The organism is Oceanisphaera arctica (assembly GCF_002936955.1).
Classification (GTDB): Bacteria; Pseudomonadota; Gammaproteobacteria; order Enterobacterales; family Aeromonadaceae; genus Oceanimonas; species Oceanimonas arctica.
Genome location: NZ_MPZM01000050.1, coordinates 1 through 18,298 on the forward strand (window position 1 = coordinate 1; position 18,298 = coordinate 18,298).

The 18,298-nt window shown below is 57.5% G+C and carries 17 protein-coding genes; 15 read left to right on the top strand and 2 right to left on the bottom strand.

Annotation, left to right across the window (positions count from 1 at the left end):
- Nucleotides 1-63: 63 nt before the first annotated feature.
- The 5 genes from UN63_RS14790 (at nt 64) to UN63_RS14810 (ending at nt 2,438) form a co-directional block, all read left to right on the top strand.
- Complete coding sequence (locus UN63_RS14790; RefSeq protein WP_104488012.1) at nt 64-549, top strand: Lrp/AsnC family transcriptional regulator; 486 nt, start codon at nt 64-66, stop codon at nt 547-549.
- Nucleotides 550-637: 88 nt separating this feature from the next.
- Complete coding sequence (locus tag UN63_RS14795; RefSeq protein ID WP_104487977.1) at nt 638-883, top strand: Rho-binding antiterminator; 246 nt, start codon at nt 638-640, stop codon at nt 881-883.
- Nucleotides 884-974: 91 nt separating this feature from the next.
- The gene (locus tag UN63_RS14800; protein ID WP_104487979.1) at nt 975-1,349 is read left to right on the top strand and encodes a hypothetical protein; all 375 of its coding nucleotides are present in this window, start codon (nt 975-977) and stop codon (nt 1,347-1,349) included.
- A 147-nt stretch (nt 1,350-1,496) separates the two neighbouring features.
- Nucleotides 1,497-1,697 (top strand): hypothetical protein, encoded by a 201-nt coding sequence (locus UN63_RS14805; protein ID WP_104487981.1) that lies wholly within the window; start codon nt 1,497-1,499, stop codon nt 1,695-1,697.
- 216 nt (nt 1,698-1,913) lie between these two features.
- Complete coding sequence (locus UN63_RS14810; RefSeq protein WP_104487983.1) at nt 1,914-2,438, top strand: DUF2199 domain-containing protein; 525 nt, start codon at nt 1,914-1,916, stop codon at nt 2,436-2,438.
- Between the two features lie 7 nt (nt 2,439-2,445).
- On the opposite strand, the gene UN63_RS14815 is transcribed toward UN63_RS14810, so the two are convergent.
- Together UN63_RS14815 and UN63_RS14820 are read right to left on the bottom strand one after the other, a co-directional pair.
- Nucleotides 2,446-3,237 carry a hypothetical protein gene (locus tag UN63_RS14815; protein WP_104487986.1) on the bottom strand — a complete coding sequence of 264 codons (792 nt, stop codon included), beginning with the start codon at nt 3,235-3,237 and terminating at the stop codon, nt 2,446-2,448.
- A 174-nt stretch (nt 3,238-3,411) separates the two neighbouring features.
- The gene (locus tag UN63_RS14820; protein WP_104487989.1) at nt 3,412-4,038 is read right to left on the bottom strand and encodes a DUF1826 domain-containing protein; all 627 of its coding nucleotides are present in this window, start codon (nt 4,036-4,038) and stop codon (nt 3,412-3,414) included.
- Nucleotides 4,039-4,159: 121 nt separating this feature from the next.
- Between UN63_RS14820 and zigA the strand changes: the two genes are divergently transcribed.
- The 10 genes from zigA to UN63_RS14875 all read left to right on the top strand — a co-directional run.
- On the top strand, nt 4,160-5,368 hold the full coding sequence (gene zigA, locus UN63_RS14825; RefSeq protein WP_104487991.1) for a zinc metallochaperone GTPase ZigA: 1,209 nt from the start codon (nt 4,160-4,162) through the stop codon (nt 5,366-5,368).
- A 446-nt stretch (nt 5,369-5,814) separates the two neighbouring features.
- Nucleotides 5,815-6,198 (top strand): hypothetical protein, encoded by a 384-nt coding sequence (locus tag UN63_RS14830; RefSeq protein ID WP_104487993.1) that lies wholly within the window; start codon nt 5,815-5,817, stop codon nt 6,196-6,198.
- Nucleotides 6,199-6,577: 379 nt separating this feature from the next.
- The gene (greB, locus tag UN63_RS14835; RefSeq protein ID WP_219821187.1) at nt 6,578-7,057 is read left to right on the top strand and encodes a transcription elongation factor GreB; all 480 of its coding nucleotides are present in this window, start codon (nt 6,578-6,580) and stop codon (nt 7,055-7,057) included.
- 437 nt (nt 7,058-7,494) lie between these two features.
- Nucleotides 7,495-9,855, top strand: coding sequence for a Tex family protein (locus UN63_RS14840; RefSeq protein ID WP_104487995.1), 2,361 nt, complete (start codon nt 7,495-7,497; stop codon nt 9,853-9,855).
- A 141-nt stretch (nt 9,856-9,996) separates the two neighbouring features.
- The gene (locus tag UN63_RS14845) at nt 9,997-10,860 is read left to right on the top strand and encodes a DUF817 domain-containing protein (protein ID WP_219821188.1); all 864 of its coding nucleotides are present in this window, start codon (nt 9,997-9,999) and stop codon (nt 10,858-10,860) included.
- Nucleotides 10,861-11,168: 308 nt separating this feature from the next.
- Complete coding sequence (locus UN63_RS14855) at nt 11,169-13,034, top strand: sensor histidine kinase (RefSeq protein WP_104488000.1); 1,866 nt, start codon at nt 11,169-11,171, stop codon at nt 13,032-13,034.
- The gene (locus UN63_RS14860) at nt 13,031-13,414 is read left to right on the top strand and encodes a response regulator (protein WP_104488003.1); all 384 of its coding nucleotides are present in this window, start codon (nt 13,031-13,033) and stop codon (nt 13,412-13,414) included. The genes UN63_RS14855 and UN63_RS14860 overlap by 4 nt, the downstream gene beginning before the upstream one ends.
- A gap of 3 nt (nt 13,415-13,417) precedes the next feature.
- Complete coding sequence (locus UN63_RS14865) at nt 13,418-15,538, top strand: putative bifunctional diguanylate cyclase/phosphodiesterase (RefSeq protein WP_104488006.1); 2,121 nt, start codon at nt 13,418-13,420, stop codon at nt 15,536-15,538.
- Nucleotides 15,539-15,544: 6 nt separating this feature from the next.
- Nucleotides 15,545-17,686 carry an ATPase, T2SS/T4P/T4SS family gene (locus tag UN63_RS14870; RefSeq protein WP_104488009.1) on the top strand — a complete coding sequence of 714 codons (2,142 nt, stop codon included), beginning with the start codon at nt 15,545-15,547 and terminating at the stop codon, nt 17,684-17,686.
- A 12-nt stretch (nt 17,687-17,698) separates the two neighbouring features.
- Nucleotides 17,699-18,298 (top strand): type II secretion system F family protein (locus UN63_RS14875; RefSeq protein ID WP_181068261.1); only part of this gene is annotated, 600 nt, incomplete at its 3' end.

The following is an 18,298-nucleotide window of genomic DNA, read 5'->3' on the forward strand; positions in this document are numbered from 1 at the left end:
TTTAAGCAACAAGTCACCCCTTATACTCCATATCAAGAACAATCATTTCATCAGGTGAATATTTTGAGCAACCCACTGCAACTGGATCGTACCGACAGGCGTATTCTGGAGCTGATGCAGCGCCACGGCCGCATCAGCAACCTCGAGCTGGCCGAACGCATCGGGCTCTCGCCCTCGCCCTGCTCCCGCCGGGTCAAGGCGCTGGAAGAAGCCGGCCTTATCGCCGACCACGTCACCCTGCTCAACGCCAACAAACTGGGCCTGAGCCTGCTGGCCTATATTCATATCTCGCTGGACAGGCACACGCCCGAGCGATTCGAGACCTTCGATGCGGCCATCAACGGCTTTTCCGAAGTGCTGGAATGCGACCTGATCACCGGCACCGAAGCCGACTATCAGCTAAAGGTAATAGTGCGCGACATGGAGCACTACCAGCAGTTTCTGCTGGGCAAACTGACCCGGCTGGACGGGGTGACAGGAGTCAGATCCAGCTTCGTACTGCGACGTATCAAGCACGAAACCGCCCTGCCGCTGGATCATCTGGGGTGAAGTTACGGGAATAGGGACTGGGAACTGGGGAATAGGGAATGGGGAATGGGGAATAGGGAATAGGGAATAGGGAATCGGAGTACGAAACATGATGAGCTGCGAACAACATGACTATATAGAAATTGCCTGCCTGTACCGGTATCCGATTATCCTGACACTGCTTTCGGACGAAGAGTTAAGCGGCATCGCCCTCGATACCGCCCGTAATGAACAGCGTCAGGAATGCATCAGGATACAGGTCAATGACGCTGAGCATCTGATCCCTCTGGCGACCATTACCCGCATGGCGGCGAATATCGACAACCCGCACTTTCGGGTAATTAACTTCGATTGAGCCGCCAACAAGGGCGCCGCTCAGCCGTTTCATTGCTATGGTATGTTCATAAAGCGTGCTCGCCCGAACCGCCATCAGGCAAGGAGATAAAATGCAGTTATCCCCGGAAGAATCCCTGTTCATCGCCAGGCGATCCTGGCTCAGCAATAACTGGCCCCTGGTGGGCAAGACTCTTCTGGTGCTTGTTCTCACACTCACAGCCTGGCTGTGGACATCCACACCTCATCTGGTCAACCCCTGGGCCGTAGCCGCAGATCTTCAATCCGGCGCCCTGCCCGATGCCAGTATTCCGCTGATGGCGGCACTATTACCGATGATGACCCTCACCTTGTTGCTGTTCATTGCATTGGCCATTGGGCTGGCATTCTCCGCCTTCGCGAATGAACGACGCCTGATCCGGATTATCAACCAACGACTTTCCCTCAAGGACCCTATCCACGAGGAGCAGCCGCCCGAAGAAAAATAAACGGCTGCCTTGCCATCTGCTCTCGCTGTTATTCATCCCCGTCAGGAGCCGCACCATGCTGATTGCCCTATTGCTGTTGCTCGGCACCATGGTCATTTTTTATTCAGCCTGCCATTTTCCGGCAGATTTCGCCCCTGCCGGCGTCTGGTGTATCGGCTACTTGGCGGCATTCTGGTCTTTGTCGGCAGCGCCGCCTCCATCTATTTTGCGGCTTACAGCGGTGATCAGGGCGGCATTACCCCGTTTTATCTGCAAATTGCCGTGGTTCTGGCTTATGCCCCGCTCTCTGTGTCGCTGATTATCATCCACTTGCTATGGCAGTGGGCATCGAGCCGTCATCACGGCTGACAGGGCGTATCCGTCACATCGAAAAGCCCGATGACACCCCGAGTATCAGCTGGCCTGAAATTTCAGACCATCATAAGAGGCATCTTGGGTTCCTCTTTCCTACTATTAAGCCTACCAGTTCAGGATTTCGGCTCCATTCGGGTTGGTCGCAACCCGGTTGCCACCATATAAAAAGATGATGCGTATTTATCATTTTGATTGAAAAGGGATTTTCATATGTCAGGGATCTTTGGCTTTACATGCACATCTTGTGGGGAGCGACACGAAGGCTCATCCAGCTTTGCCTTCAGGGCGCCCGACGCTTATCTGGAGCAGTCGGCGGAGATTCAGGCCCGTGGCAGCCTGGGTAGAAACCTTTGTTATTACAAGGATGAAGATGGCGAGCATTATTTTATCCGGGTGGTGCTGGATATTCCCATTCACGGGGTGGCCGAGCCCTTTATCTGGGGCGTCTGGGTATCGCTAAGCAAGCAGAGCTATCAAGACTATCAAGCTCATCATGATAAGCCTGATATCAATACCACCTACTTTGGCTGGCTCTGCAATTATCTGCCCTGGTATTCAAACACCTATACGCTGGCTACCAGCGTTCATCCCCTCGACGGTGACCACAGACCCTGCATTACACTACACGACGCAGACCACGAGCTGATTCACGACTTTAAACTCGGCATCAGTATCGCCAAGGCACAGCAAATTGCCGAGCTGTGCCTTCATCAGGCCGCCAAGCAGGAGGTGTAAGGGTCGGCTACACCATGTTTCTGGCCGAGCCCTGGGTGCAGAAGCGGCTGCTGTCGTAATAAAGCAGACCGTGATGGCGGGCCAACGGCGCCAGACGGCGGGCGATTTGCCTGCCCATACGCTGGCCGTTTCTGCTGGTGTAGTCCGCATCAAACTGCATGGCCGGTGGCGCCGGCAATTCGGCAGGCAGGGCCTCGGCCAGCGGTGGCGACAGCACCTTGCATACCAGCTCGCTTAATACCCGATTCACCGCCGATCCCACGCCGTAGCCCTGCCATTCCGGTAGCAGATAAAGGCTGTTCAGGGTCATTTCCAGCGCCGGGGCCGGCCGTTCCTCCGGAATCTCGGCGGCAAAATTCAGTACCCAGTTACCCACCATGCTCGGCTGTTCGCCACCGTAATCCAGCAGCGCCAGATTGCAGCGATAAGAGAGGCCATCGTCGTGAATGCGGGGAGCAACATCGGCGCGAACGGGTCGGTTTTCGCCCCAGTAAAGGGGCCGGGGAGCATAAGGGTCCTGATGTTCGTGAAGGGCCTGATGGCGAAAATGCTCGAACAGGGGCTGGTGCTCGGGATGGTGCCAGTCCATCAGATGCAGAGAGAGGCGGTCCAGCCATTCGGGGGGCAACCAGGGATAGTCGGCGAACTCGTCGCGCAACCGGGTGTAATCCAGCAGATGATTGAGGGTCCAGTGCCCGCGCCTGAGATGGCCGGCCTCGCGGATGAAGGTGTGTTTGATCTGTTTGAACAGGGGATAAGTTTGGGCGGCAACCCGCCGGCGCTCGGTCTGGGCTGTCATCAGGTAAACCACCCTTTTTCGTTGTATTCACCGGTGGCAACACACAACAGCGGCCGGGCCGCCAGACTCAAACCGCCCGCATGGGCGCAATGAACAGACTGCATACGCTTTGCTTCCTTTTTCACACAAAGCGCCGCATTGTAAAGGCACGACCACAGATGTAAACCCGGGCCCTTATTCGGCAAAATCCAGCGACAGAAACAATCGCCGGTAACCGGTGGGCACCGGCGGCGAACGATGCCAGAGGCCCTGGCCGTCATTGTCTTCCCAGCCATCCCCTTTCAGCAGGGCCACCTCGCCCGCTACCAGCCGCTGCCATTGTTCCGGCTCCCGGCCACCAGAGTCCAGCAGTTGATTGCGCTGTTCCCGATCAAGCCAGTGGGTGCCCGGCCCGGCATAGGTGGTGACCAACCGACAGGGCACCTTGTCTACATGAAAGCGCGGACACATGGCGGTTTGCAGGCTGGCCAGGCGCAAACCCACCCGGCGTAGCTCAAAGAGACAGGCGAACATCTCTGCCAGCTGCTGCACATCGGCCACAAAATCGTCCCGGCCGGGCAGGTCCGGCAAGCGGGCGCACAAGGTATCCGTTACCGCGTCGGCGGGTAACAGCTCGCGCAGGTTGATGGCGTGATAGTGCCGCTCCAGGCCATCAACGTAACCGGTCAGGGCTGCAGATAAGGGCCGTCGCCAGACAGCCAGCTGGCAGTCTGGCTCATAGATATGGGTAAATACGCCGGCAGTATCGCCCTGTCGGCTCACGTCGGTAAGGGCCTCGGATAACGGTTCTGTAGTGATCATGGCTGCTGGGGTCTCTCTATGTCGTGATTCGTGATCCATAGTTGCGATTCATAAAATATAACTGTTATGTTATAACAGCAAATAAAACCGCAAATCAACGCCATCGAACGGAACCAATTTCATGTCAAACCATGCCCCCTTGCCCCGCCTGCCGGTAACAGTGCTGTCCGGTTTTCTGGGTGCCGGAAAAACCACCGTGCTCAATCATGTCCTCAACAACCGCCTGGGGTTGCGCGTCGCCGTGATCGTCAACGACATGAGCGAGGTGAATATCGACTCCGCTACCGTTCAACAGCAGGTGGCCCTGCGCCGGGGCGAAGAAAAGCTGGTGGAAATGAGCAATGGCTGCATCTGCTGCACCCTGCGCGAAGATCTGCTGATAGAAGTGCGTCGCCTGGCCGAAGCCGGCCGTTTCGATTACCTGTTGATTGAGTCCACCGGTATTTCGGAGCCGCTGCCGGTGGCCGAGACTTTCACCTTTGCCGATGAAGACGGCACCAGCCTGAGTGATCTGGCCCGGCTGGACACCATGGTGACGGTGGTGGATGCAGTTAACTTTCTGGCCGACTTCAATGCCGCTCGGGATCTGCAGGACACAGGCGAAAGCCTGGGGGAAGACGATGGTCGCAGCGTGACCGACTTGCTGATTGAACAGGTGGAGTTCTGCGACGTGCTGCTGATCAGCAAGACCGACCTGGTTAGCACCGAACAACTGGCCGAGCTGAGCGCCATTCTGGCACGGCTGAATCCGGGGGCCGAGATCATCCCCATCAGCCAGGGCCGAGTAAACATAGAGCGGGTGCTGGGCACCGGCCGCTTCTGCTTTGAACGCGCCGCCCGCGCACCCGGCTGGATGCACACGCTGCGCGGTGAACAAGTACCCGAAAGCGAAGAATACGGCATCGGCAGTTTTGTCTATCGCGCGCGCACGCCCTTTCATCCCCAGCGCTTTCACGACTGGCTGCAGCAACCCGAGCAAGCCGGCAAGCTGCTGCGCTCCAAGGGCTTTTTCTGGCTGGCCAGCCGACCGGACTTTGCCGGCCAGTGGAATCAGGCCGGCGGCATCGCCTATCACGGCGGGGCCGGCCTGTTCTGGAAGGCCGTTCCCGCCGAAGACTGGCCGGACGACGAAGAAAGCCGCGCCCATATCCTGACCATCTGGCAGGAGCCCTATGGCGACATGCGTCAGGAGCTGGTGTTTATCGGCCAGGGCCTGAACGAAGTGGAATTACGCCGCCAGCTGGACGCCTGCCTGCTCACCGCGCGGGAAATGAACCTGGGCCGGCAGGGCTGGCAGCAATTGCCTGACCCCTTCCCCGCCTGGGAATAATACCCATCCCATAAAACAATCGATCTGTTTGATTATCATATCAATCCCGAACAAAGGACCCGCTCAACACATGAAATCTGACCGCCAAGGACGGCGGGAATGCCGACATAGCAGGAGCACTTTTCGGCCCTGTCATGTGATGGTCGGCTGAGCAGATCCCTTTGTTCTCCTTGATGTTCCGGCGTCGTCTGTTGACACCTTTGCGGACAGCTCGGTTACCAGAAGAGACAACAGAGCAATGGACTCGTCGCCACCCTTTAGATAATATTCGTACGACTCCATACGACAGAATAGGTCATATGATAGAAAATCATTGCAGCTTAATGAAAGGACTCATCATCATCCTGACTTCCTGCTTTATGAATATCGCTACTTATTGACAGTCAGTGGAGTTTTATTTCATAAAAACTATAATTACCATATAAAAACAACCTTTCAGGATGAAAATGAAAATAAAATATTTGTTAACGCTCGCTCTGGTTACATCACTGACCACAGGATGTGCATCCATATTCAATGGCAGCACTCAAGTTGTGAATATCAGAAGTAACGATGCTGATGCAAGACTGTATGTAAATGAGCAATACATGGGAAAGGAAAGTGCTATTTACACATTCAAGAAAAAAGAAAATTATGTTATACGAGCGGAGAAAGATGGCTGTAAATCAAATATAGTCACACCGGAGAAATCTTTTGACCCAACCACCTTATTAGGCATTCTTATTGATTGGGGTCTTATATCCATATTAGTTGTAGACGGCGCAGCTACAGGTGCATGGCAAGAGTTCACTTCAACAAGTTACGTGATTGATCCAGAGTGCACGGCTTAATTAGAATCATTCACTCTTATTTAAAACCTTAGCCACCCCCTCATATGAGCCGCATTACGCCTAAGTCTGAAAGCAAAGTCGCAAGAAATGATGAAGCTATCGTTGGTGCCGCATAACTTCGAAAAATGACATCATCCTAGGCGCAATGCGGTAATCAGCAGATTTCGGAGTTAATTCGTATTCAGGTTATGCAACTAACATGACGCGATTTGCTCTCAAAATGAGGGTTTTATAGGCCAGTCCCTGTGATTTCGCTGCCAGCTCAATGATGCCCCGCTTTCCCGACCTGACAGCCTTACCCACAATTCTGAGGGGCTTTCTTCTTCTGCAGCGCTGGGACACAATAGCCGACACTTGTCAGGCCACTGAACATACCCGTATGAAAACCAACCTGATCACCCGTGCCGGCTGGCACAAGCTGGACGAAGAACTCAAGCACCTGTGGAAGGTAGAGCGCCCCGCCGTCACCCAGTCGGTGTCGGAAGCCGCCGCCCTCGGCGACCGCAGCGAGAACGCCGAATACATCTACGGCAAGAAACGGCTGCGTGAAATAGACCGCCGGGTGCGCTTTCTGATGAAGCGTCTGGAGGCGCTGAAAATCGTCGATTACGACCCGCGTCAGGACGGCAAGGTGTTCTTCGGCGCCTGGGTGGAACTGGAAAACGAAGACGGCGACATAGTACGCTATCGCATCGTCGGCACCGACGAAATCGACACCAAAAACCACTACATCACCATCAACTCGCCCGTGGCCCGGGCCCTGATCGGCAAGCAGGTGGACGACGAGGTGCAGGTACAGACCCCGTCCGGCCTGAAAGAGTGGTACATCAACAAAATCCAGTACACACCCTTTGAGTAATACCAATCACATTAAGAACCTGATCAGATATTGGATCGGAGTGCCAGAGGCAACACAGTCGCCTCCCACGACACGCCATGAACTCATCCCTGAGGGCTCGGGAAATGCCGTCCATGGCATTTCACGGTCGTGGGAGTCGATCTCTGTTGCCTCTTCTCGAGCATCGAGTTGTCTGTAGACGGCGCTAACAGGTAACTCTGGCGCATCAAGGAGGACAAAGGGATCTGCTCAGCCGACCATCCGCGCCACGGATGGCGCGGCTGAGCCTCCAGGGAGGGATTCACGGCGAGTCGGGGGAGCGGGCCCTTTGTTCGACTTTTATACAAAAATGAAATAGATCATTTGTTTAGTGGGATTGGTATAAGCCTCCTCAGTCCCCTTTTTCTTTCTGTTATCGGCAGGACGCATTCTGTTTTCCTGCCCGGAGTCCGGAACCTATGACCAAGATCAATCACACCCTGGCCACCGAACTGGCCGTATCGCAACAGCAGGTGGATGCCGCCGTGCGGCTGCTGGACGAAGGCGCCACAGTGCCCTTTATTGCCCGTTACCGTAAGGAAGCAACCGGCGGCCTGGACGACACCCAGCTGCGTAACCTGCACAGCCGGCTCGGCTATCTGCGCGAGCTGGAAGACAGACGCGCCGTGATCCTCAACTCCATTAGCGAGCAGGGCAAGCTGACCGAATCGCTCAAGAAAGAGCTGCTGACCGCCGACACCAAGACCCGGCTGGAAGACCTCTACCTGCCCTACAAGCCCAAACGCCGCACCAAGGGCCAGATGGCCATAGAGGCCGGGTTGCAACCGCTGGCCGACGCCCTGTTCGAGGACCCTAATAAGGATCCCCAGCAACTGGCTGCCGGTTATATCAAGCCGGACGATGGCGTAGCCGACGTCAAGGCCGCGCTGGACGGCGCCAAATACATACTGATGGAGCGCTTCGCCGAGCAGGCGGATCTGCTGGACGCGGTGCGCCGTCATCTGAATCAGCACGGCCAATTACAGGCCCGGGTGACAGCCGGGCAAGAGCAGGCCGGCGCCAAGTTCAAGGACTACTTCGAACATCAGGAGCCGATAAGCCGGGTACCTTCGCACCGGCTGCTGGCCATGCTGCGCGGCCGTAACGAAGGCGTGCTGTCGTTGAGCCTGGTGGTAGAAACCGACGCCGACAGCCACCCCTGCGAGGCCATTGTCGCCCGCCATGTAGGCTGGCAGAACAAAGGCCGCGCCGCCGATAGCTGGCTGGCCGGGGTGGTGAGCTGGACCTGGCGGGTCAAGCTGTCGCTGCAGATGGAAACCGAGCTGCTGGGTCAGGCCCGCGAGCTGGCCGAGGCCGAAGCCATCAAGGTATTCGCCCTCAACCTGCAGGACTTGCTGATGGCCGCCCCCGCCGGCGCCCGCGTCACCATGGGTCTGGATCCGGGCATTCGCACCGGGGTCAAGGTGGTGGTGGTAGACGGCACCGGCAAGCTGCTGGCCCAGGACACTGTCTATCCGTTTGAACCCTTCAAGAAGGTGGAGCAGAGCCTGCGCACCCTGGATGAATTGTGCCGTCGTCACAACGTCAGCCTGGTCAGCATCGGCAACGGCACCGCCTCGCGCGAAACCGAGCGTCTGGTCGAAACCCTGATGAAGCAAAGCCCGGAGCTGAAGCTGCAGAAGGTGGTGGTGAGCGAGGCCGGCGCCTCCGTCTATTCCGCTTCCGAGCTGGCCGCCAACGAGTTTCCGAGTCTGGATGTGTCCCTGCGTGGCGCCGTCAGCATAGCCCGCCGGCTGCAGGACCCGCTGGCCGAGCTGGTGAAAATCGACCCCAAGAGCATCGGCGTGGGCCAGTATCAACACGATGTGTCCCAGAGTCAGCTGGCCCGCAATCTGGATGCTGTGGTGGAAGACTGCGTAAACGCCGTGGGCGTGGACGTAAACATGGCCTCGGCCCCGCTGCTGACCCGGGTATCCGGCCTCACCCCCACCCTGGCGCAGAATATCGTCGCCTACCGTGACGAACAGGGCGTGTTTACCGAGCGCAAGCAGCTGCTCAAGGTGCCGCGTCTGGGGCCCAAGGCCTTCGAACAGTGCGCCGGTTTCTTGCGTATTCGCGACGGCAAAAACCCGCTCGACGCCTCGTCGGTACACCCGGAGGCTTACCCTGTGGTGGAACGTATTCTGGCCACTCAGCAGCAAGCGGTGCAGTCGCTTATCGGCAACAGCAGCCTGCTGAAAACCCTGAACCCGAAAGACTACACCGACGAGCACTTCGGTCTGCCCACGGTGCAGGACATCCTGAGGGAGCTGGACAAGCCAGGCCGGGATCCGCGCCCCGAATTCAAGGCCGCGCGCTTCATGGAGGGAGTGGAAAAACCTTCTGATCTGATCCCGGACATGCTGCTGGAGGGGGTGGTCACCAACGTGACCAACTTCGGCGCCTTCGTGGATATCGGCGTACATCAGGACGGTCTGGTGCATATCTCGGCGCTAACCGACCGCTTCATCAAGGATCCACGCGAGGTGGTCAAGGCCGGCGATATCGTCAAGGTGAAGGTGATGGAGGTGGATCTGCAACGCAAGCGCATCGCCCTCACCATGCGGCTGGAGCAGAACGCCGCCGAGCATGGCAGCGGCAACCAGGGCGGTCAGCGCCGGGAAGATCGCAATCAGGGTGGTCACCGTGGTGCTGCTGGCAATAAGGGTGACGGTAATAACAAGGGCCAGAGCAACAGCCGCCCTGCCCGCAAAGAGCAGGCAGCCCCGCAAGGCGCCATGGGCGCGGCACTCGCCGCCGCTTTGCAGAAGAAAAAATAACCTCCCCAGAGGCATACAAGCGCGGGCACTCTGCCCGCGCTTTGCATTACTGCAACTCCTTCTCTGCGTTTCGGTGCCCTGGCCGCTACGGACTTGCCTGACTACCATCAATAAACGTCATCGGCGACTCAGGAGCGAGCCGTGCACCGGCAAAAGCTGACACTATGGATCCATGAATTCTGGTGGTTTGGCCTCAAGCAGGCCTATGCCTGCCTGTTTGGCGGCTTTCTGCTGGCGATGATGGTAGTCACCCGCTACTGGTATCCGCTGGAAGGCCTGCACCGTTACGACTTCATCTTTCTTGCGGCCATCGCCTTTCAGCTGCTATTGCTGCTGACCCGTCTGGAATCACCCAGAGAATGTGTGGTCATCATCGTCTTTCACCTGCTGGCCACCCTGATGGAGCTGTTCAAGACCTCCGAGGCCATCGGCTCCTGGCATTACCCGGAAGCCTGGGTGTTCGGCATCGGCAATGTGCCCCTGTTTACCGGCTTCATGTACAGCGCCGTGGGCAGCTACATTGCCCGGGCATGGCGGGTGTTTGATTTTCAGTATGCCCACTATCCGCCCAAAGCGGCCACCCTGATGCTGGTGCTGCTCATTTACCTCAATTTCTTCAGCCATCACTTTATCGCCGATATTCGCTGGCTGCTGCTAGCGGCAACGGTGTGGCTGTTTTACCGCAGCCGGGTGTATTTTCGGGTGCTCAAAACCCATCGCCATATGCCGCTGCTGCTGGGCTGGCTGCTGGTGGCCCTTTTTATCTGGCTGGCCGAAAACATCGCCACCTATACCCACGTCTGGGTCTACCCCGACCAGAGCAACGGCTGGCAAATGGTGCCCTCGACCAAGCTGGTCGCCTGGTATCTGCTGATGCTGCTGAGCTTCGTACTGGTGTCGCTGGTCAGCGAGATTCGGCTGCGTGCTCCCGAGCCGATATCACGCCCAGGTAAGCGTTCATGGACGCAGGTATCCCGCCCCTCTCGATGGAAAAATCAGCGGTAGACTCTTGCCTTCTCCTGCAACAAGGACCGATATGTAAAGGGTTAATTTGTTGTCAGATGGGTACATTCGTGCTCTATTGGGCTACTCTGGGTAGCCAGCAAACAACCAAAATGAACTTCTCAAGCGCACCCACGGACGGGGCCAGCCCCATGGTACTCATGCAGGAGTGTTTCGATGCAGACAAGGATTGTCTCGCCATGCACCGCTCGGAAGGAACCGGGCATAACGCCCCCACAGCGCCATGCCGCATGCGGTTCGCCGTTCTTTCATGAACGGACGCCTTCGCTCTTCGTCAGGAGGCCGGGACCATGTCAGCCGTCTTGACCTCACGCTTCATCGAATGGCGTGCCGATCGCAAAGGCCTGGCGGTGATTGCTATCTCTCTGCTGATGATCGGCTGTATCACGGCCATCATCTACCACCATCAAAGCCAGCAGAAAGCATCATGGCTGCATAGCCAGGGGCAGAGTCTGGTCAAGATCATCAGCGCCATGCCCGTCGAGCAACTGGTCTCGAACATGGGCAATAATTCGCTGATGAACACCATGCACAACGCGCTGGTGGAAAAACATTTTGCCTATATTTCTCTGGTCAGCCCTGATGGCATTCCCCTCACCGAACAAACCGCCGACGGTATCCGGGTTCCTGCGCTGCATATTCCCCGCGAGCCGGCATTCTGGTTCGGCGAACGAGAAATAGCACCGGTCGATGGCTCCCCCAGGGTACTGGAATTCCATGCACCCCTGTTGCAGGACGGACAGCTGCGGGCCTTTGTCCGACTAGGTTTCTTCGCTCCCGGCTGGAGTGGCCTGACGGCCGAGCTGCCCTTTCTCGCCACCCTCGCCTTCCTCGTCTTCAATCTGGGCTGTGCCATCTACTTCATGACCCGGCTGGATCGGGGTCAGCTGACCACACTGAATGAGCAGATGGGGCAGCTGATTAACGGCAACCGGATTGACACCCTCCAGCTCGAAGCCAGCGGTGAACTGCTCGAGTTTGTCCAGCGCTTCAATGGCGTCATGACGCGCGTTAACGAGCAGCAGCAACACCAGGCAGTAAGCAACCACGAACTGTTGCTGAACAGCAAGCTGCTGACATTCAGAAACTCCCGCCTGCACTCCATTCTGCAGACCTTGCCCGATGCCGTTTTTGTGCTCGACGACTCTGGCCGACTGTGTTTTTCAAACAGCAAGCTGCGCTATTACCTGGATCTCCAGACGCCGCTCAACGAAGGTGTAACCATGGCCGAATGGTGCCCCTATCGCGAGCTCATCGGATTCAGCAATCAGGGCAACAGCACGGCGCACAACGCCAAGAAAACCAATGAAATAACCCTGACCATTGAGGGCAACACAGAACGCTCGATTCGTTTTCAGCGTTACCCCCTGTTCTCGCCCAGCCGCCCGGACAAGACCTTCGGCACCCTGATCGTCGGTCGGGATATCACAGAGCAGCAGTTGGCCGTCGCCCATCGCGGCGAGTTCATCGCCCAGGTCGCCCATGAACTGAAAACCCCCCTGAATGTCCTGTCCATGTACAGCGAAGCGTTACTGGGCGAAGACGGGCACTCGACCGAATTCCGCATCGAAGCCTGCAACATCATTCACGACGAAACAGAGCGACTCTCGAACCTGATCAACAACCTGCTCAATCTGAGCAAGCTGGAAAGTGGCACCATCAAGCCGGATCGCCACCACGTCCGGCTGCACGACCTGCTGAAGGACATTCTGGACTCGATATCTGCCGGTACTCGCAACAAGGATCTCCAGTTCAGCTTCGCCGTTCCCCACGAAATGCCGCCCGTCTACCTGGACAAGGATCTGCTCCGCATCGCCGTCACCAACCTGCTGACCAACGCCATCAAGTACAACCGCCAGGACGGTACCGTCTGCCTGCGGGGGCAAGAGACCGACAGCAGCATCGTCATCACGGTCGAAGACTCCGGCATCGGCATTTCAGAAGCCGACCGTCACCATGTGTTCGAACGACATTTCCGCTCCGCCAGCGAGCAAGTAAGCCAACGCCCGGGGCATGGGCTCGGCCTGTCGCTAACCCGGGAAATCGTCGGCTTGCTGCATGGCAGTATCAGCGTGCAGAGCGAACTGGGCCAGGGCTCCTGTTTCCGTATCCAGTTTGATAAAACCGTCGGTCTGTTACAAAAGGTACCAACATGACTCCAACCATACTGCTGGTAGACGACGAACCCCATATTCTCAGGATCATGCGCCTGCAGCTGGAGCGTCAGGGTTACCAGATCAGCACCTGCAGCAACGGCGAAGATGCCTTCAACCGCCTGCGGGAAAGCCCGCCCGATGTCCTGATCACCGATATCCAGATGCCCAGGATGACGGGGGAGCAGTTGTGCAAGAAAATTCAGGCGGAAGTACCCAATCGACGCTTTCTCATTGTGCTGCTGACCTCGCGTACCGAGATCGAGCACCGCACCTGGTCGAAGGACTTCCAAAATCTCTGGTTTTACGAAAAACCCCTCAGCATGCGCCAGCTGACATCTGAACTTGATGGGTATTTCGAAGCCCATCGTACGGAGGTCTGAGCCATGTCCTTACTCGAGCTGTCGACAGTCGATTTCAAACGCTACCTGCACCATGCCGCCCACCAGCTTCCCCAGCTTGAGGGTTGGCTGGTGCAGGACAGGCACGGCACGGTACTGGAAGCCTCAGAGTCACCGGAAAACCTGGATCCCGGCTGGTTCAGCCGCCTGACGCCAGCTCCGGATCATGCTGAAGAGTGGGTGCAGCAGCAGGGAGAGAAAACGGTCATCACTCACATCATCAAGACCGATAATGACATTGTCTGGGCCAGACTCTCTCTGGCCTTATGCGGCAATATCGATGATGCTCTCGAGGTGAGTCGTTTTATCCGGGACAGCCTAAACCACGAGATAGCACTGCTGTACGAGCTCAACAGCATGGCGGTCGAGCTGTCTGACCGTTACGAAGAACTTCACCTGATCTATGACATCGACGCCCAGCCGCTCAGTTACGAGAAAAGCCAGTCTGCCATCAAGCAACTGGTAAAGAGCTGCGTCGACTATCTGTCCGTGGATTTCGCGTACCTGTGGCTGCCCAGGCAAAAAATAGAGATAGCCCAGGGGGCCGATCAGCCCAAACGTGACGAATTCCAGTGCGTCATGAGCGGCTGTCGGCAACGTTTTCTCGACCATGTCACCGCCTCGGGCGAGGCATTTGTGGGCAACAGTTTCGATGAGCTGGCACGCCATGGCAACGAACTGCCTTACAAAATCACGATCTGCCCCATCAAAAGCCGGGAAGAAAACTGTATCGGTTTTCTGATGCTGGCGAGGATGATGAACAAGAGCGACTTTACCAACAGCGATCGCAACCTGCTGGGAGCAATGGCCGGCAAAGTCACCAAGGCCATTCTCAGTATCTACGACGACAAGACCGGCCTGGTCAAGCACGAGGGCTTCGGCCACCAGCTGCGACGCGCCCTGGAAGCAAAACAGAACCAGAGCTTCCATCACTCGCTGATCCTGGTCAATATCGACAAATTCTCGGTGATCAATGACATCATGGGATTCGACGAAGGCGACAGGCTGCTGCTGCGGGTAACGCATATGCTGAATGACTGCATCCGTAACAGCGATACTCTGGCCCGGCTCACCGGTAATACTTTTGCCCTGCTATTGCCCAACTGTTCGATGCAGGATGCGCAGAAAATCGGTCAAAAAATCATCGAAGACATAGGCAGCCTCAGCGTCACCAACGGTGAACAACACCAGAACATCAGCTGCCGCGCTGCCCTGTCAGGGCTAAAACACGAGAACCAGTCCGTTGACCGGCTGCTGTCCAACCTTAATATCGCACTGGATATCGCCAGGGAGCAGGGCGGCAACCGCCTGCAGATCTACAGTCAATACGACACCGAGCAAGCCTCTCGCTCTGTAGCCATGCGCTGGATTGGCCGTATTCAGGAAGCGCTGCGCAACAACCGCTTTGTGCCCTATTACCAGCCCATAGTTCCCCTGCAACCCGATGACACCGACGAACCACACGGTGAGATCCTGCTGCGATATATCGACGACAGCGGCGCCGTGATAGCCCCCGGTGAATTCATGTTCGCCGCCGAGCACTATCACCTGATGCCGGCCATCGATCTGCGCGTCATCGAACTCGTACTGGAGCAGTTGCCCCGTGATACTTCAGGAGTCTGGTCAATCAACCTGTCGGGGCAATCCATCTCCGAACCGGACTTTATCAAGAAGATCGTCGAAAGAATCGAGTTACACGGCATCAATCCCAGACGCCTCTGCTTTGAAGTAACCGAAACCACCGCCATCCGCAGCCTGTCCGAGGCCAAACTCTTTATTGCCGAACTGCGCGAGATGGGGTGCAGCATCTCGCTCGATGACTTCGGTACCGGTCTGAGTTCTTTCAGTTACCTGCGTGAACTCGACATCGACTATCTGAAAATTGACGGCTCTTTCATCCGCGCCATGGCCCAGGATCCGACGGCCCACATCATGGTGAAAGCCATTCACAAGGTGGGGCAGTCCATGGGACTTAAAACCGTAGCGGAATTCGTCGAAACCGACGATCTCCGGCAACAGCTGATCGATATCGGTATTGATTACGGACAAGGATACCTGTTCAGCAAGCCGATACCCCTGGCTGAGTTTCTGAAACAAGGATACTGATAGCAGATGGCCCTTCAGACCAATCACAACGCCGTTCAGCCGCCTCCGGGCAGTGGCTCGCAAGCCTCTGCCTCCGGTGCTGTCTCACCGGACCTGCAGCCGGTCATGCACACCAAAATTGGCGTCATCTCCTATATCACCCCGACCCGCAAGCTGACGGAACCCGGGGTGCTCGAAGCACTGACAGACTGCTCCAGAGGCTGCATCGAGCGTGGTGAGTGGCAGCAGATCATCGATCTGACCCATATCGAACGCATCCACAGCGCCGCCCTGGAGTGCCTGCTGGACATTGGCGAACAGCTGGCGGCGCTCGGCGGCTGGCTCAAAACCACCCATGCTCAACCCACGGTCAGGGAAGTGCTCGATTTCACCGGCATCGGCAACCAGATTGACCTCGAAGAACTGTCCCAGGAAATACTGTCGCCCGCCGCCGGCAGGCCGGAAGAGCCGGTGCGCCTGGGCGATATTCTGCTGTCTCGCGGCGCCATCAGCGAGCAGCAGCTACAGGAGGTCATCGGCCTGCAGGACAAGCTCAACAAGCGCATGGGAGAAATTCTGCTGGAAAAAGGCTGGATCGAGGAGTCACTGCTGCTGGAAGCACTGGGCAGGCAGCTTAGGTTGCCCTTCATCAAACTGCGCCCGGGTCTTTACGATCCGGATATCGCGCTGCAGATCCCGGCCCAGACCTGCAAGCGACTGGACATAGTGCCGCTGTTCCGGCTGCGCCACGAGCTGCTGATCGCCACCGCCGACCCCCAGCATATGCCGGCCTTCACCGAACTGGAAGAACTGCTCAGGTTGCATGTCAGGCCGGTGCTGGCCTGCCATGAAAACATTCAGGAAACCCTGAACAGCGTCTATGCCGATACCAACAGCAACGACAACCTGCTGACGGATGAATCGCTGGACCTGATGGAGCCGCAGGATCAGGATCTGGAGCTGGTGGAAAACACCCACCTAGACGACTATGCCCGAATCGACGAGCTGGCCGAGGGCAGCCCGGTCATCCGGCTGGTCAACTCCATACTGCAGCGCGCCGTCAACGACAATGTCAGCGATATTCATATCGAACCGGGGCGCAACACGGCGCGGGTGCGGTTTCGGATCGACGGCCTGCTCTATCAGGTCATGGCCCTGCGCATGGAGCTGCTGCCGGCACTGGTGTCGCGGCTGAAGGTCATGGCCAGTCTGGATATCTCGGAGCGGCGCCTGCCCCAGGACGGTCGTATTCAGGTTCAGACCCGCAACCGCCTGGTCGATCTGCGCTTCAGCTCGCTGCCGGGCCTGTACGGTGAAAAAGTGGTGCTGCGACTGCTGGACAAACAGCACTCGCTGCTGGATCTCAACAAGCTCGGCATGAGCGAGCACAGCCTGACGCAATACCGGCAGATGTTGAAGCGTCCCTATGGCCTGATCCTGGTCACAGGGCCAACCGGCAGCGGCAAGACTACCAGCCTCTACGCGGCCATCAATCACCTCAACAGCGTCGAAAAGAATATCGTCACCATAGAGGACCCGGTCGAATATCAACTCGATATCGTCAACCAGAACGAGGTGAAGGACAAAATCGGCCTGTCCTTCGCCAAGATACTGCGTCATGTGCTGCGCCAGGATCCGGACATAGTGCTGGTCGGAGAAATCCGCGACCGGGAAACCGCCTCCATCGCGGTACAGGCCGCGCTGACCGGCCACCTGGTGCTCTCGACCCTGCATACCAACAGCAGTGCCGGCGCCGTCGTGCGCATGATCGATATGGGCATAGAGCCCTACCTGCTGTCCTCGGCGCTGGCCGGGGTCGTTGCCCAGCGGTTGATCAGAACCATCTGCAGCCACTGCAAGACCCAGTATCTGGCGCCGGTAGAGATCTGCCAGCAGCACGGCTGGCCCACCGACGGCAGCGTGATGCTGTCTCGGGGCCGTGGCTGCAGCGAATGCTACGACTCGGGCTTCAAATCCCGGCTCGCCATCCATGAACTGATACCAACCACGCCAACGCTGCAGCAGCTTATTTTGCAGAACCCCAGCCTGGACGCGCTGGAGGCCTATCGTATCGAACAGCAGATTCCCTCTCTGTTCGAGGATGGGCTGGATCGCGTACTCCGCGGCCTGACCACGGCCGAAGAAATCACCCGGGTGATCAATGTCTGAGGAAGCAGCCTGATGCCACTGACCATGAAAAAGGACAAACCAGCGCCAACGGCGCGACCCAGCCCCTTCGCCGGCCTGTTTCAGCCACGGCTGAAGGCGAGCGACCGGCTGTTTTTCAGCGAGCAGCTCTCGTTGCTGCTGGAAACCGGCACCAGCATACTGCCGGCGTTGAAAACCATAAGGCTGCAGACCCAGCATCCGGCGATGCACGCCGTGCTGACCGATCTCGAACAACGCATAGCCGATGGTCAGCCCCTGTCCCAGGCCCTGTCGCATCATCCCCGGTTGTTCAATTCGACCTATGTCAACCTGGTGGCGGCCGCCGAAGGCGGCGGCTTCCTGAACAAGGTGCTGCAGCACCTGGCCGAACTGGATGATCGCCGTGAGCAGCTCCGTCAGCAACTGAAAAGCGCCGCCTCCTACCCGATGTTTCTGGCGCTGTTTTCGGTGGCGGTGATGCTGTTCGTGCTGGTGGTGGTGTTCCCCAAATTCGAGGACATGTTCGCGGCCATCCGCGACCAGTTGCCCTGGACCACCAATGTGCTGATGAGCGCCAGCGACCTGATGCGCCACCACTGGCCCTGGATCTGCCTCGCCACCGCGCTGCTGGCC

Excerpts from the sequence above, each read along its gene's own strand:
- greB (WP_219821187.1), top strand. The coding sequence starts at position 6,578 with ATGAAAACCAACCTGATCACCCGTGCCGGCTGGCACAAGCTGGACGAA.
- UN63_RS14830 (WP_104487993.1), top strand. The coding sequence starts at position 5,815 with ATGAAAATAAAATATTTGTTAACGCTCGCTCTGGTTACATCACTGACC.
- UN63_RS14840 (WP_104487995.1), top strand. The coding sequence starts at position 7,495 with ATGACCAAGATCAATCACACCCTGGCCACCGAACTGGCCGTATCGCAA.
- UN63_RS14855 (WP_104488000.1), top strand. The coding sequence starts at position 11,169 with ATGTCAGCCGTCTTGACCTCACGCTTCATCGAATGGCGTGCCGATCGC.
- UN63_RS14870 (WP_104488009.1), top strand. The coding sequence starts at position 15,545 with ATGGCCCTTCAGACCAATCACAACGCCGTTCAGCCGCCTCCGGGCAGT.
- UN63_RS14815 (WP_104487986.1), bottom strand. The coding sequence starts at position 3,237 with ATGACAGCCCAGACCGAGCGCCGGCGGGTTGCCGCCCAAACTTATCCC.
- UN63_RS14800 (WP_104487979.1), top strand. The coding sequence starts at position 975 with ATGCAGTTATCCCCGGAAGAATCCCTGTTCATCGCCAGGCGATCCTGG.
- UN63_RS14860 (WP_104488003.1), top strand. The coding sequence starts at position 13,031 with ATGACTCCAACCATACTGCTGGTAGACGACGAACCCCATATTCTCAGG.
- UN63_RS14865 (WP_104488006.1), top strand. The coding sequence starts at position 13,418 with ATGTCCTTACTCGAGCTGTCGACAGTCGATTTCAAACGCTACCTGCAC.
- zigA (WP_104487991.1), top strand. The coding sequence starts at position 4,160 with ATGTCAAACCATGCCCCCTTGCCCCGCCTGCCGGTAACAGTGCTGTCC.
- UN63_RS14810 (WP_104487983.1), top strand. The coding sequence starts at position 1,914 with ATGTCAGGGATCTTTGGCTTTACATGCACATCTTGTGGGGAGCGACAC.
- UN63_RS14820 (WP_104487989.1), bottom strand. The coding sequence starts at position 4,038 with ATGATCACTACAGAACCGTTATCCGAGGCCCTTACCGACGTGAGCCGA.
- UN63_RS14795 (WP_104487977.1), top strand. The coding sequence starts at position 638 with ATGATGAGCTGCGAACAACATGACTATATAGAAATTGCCTGCCTGTAC.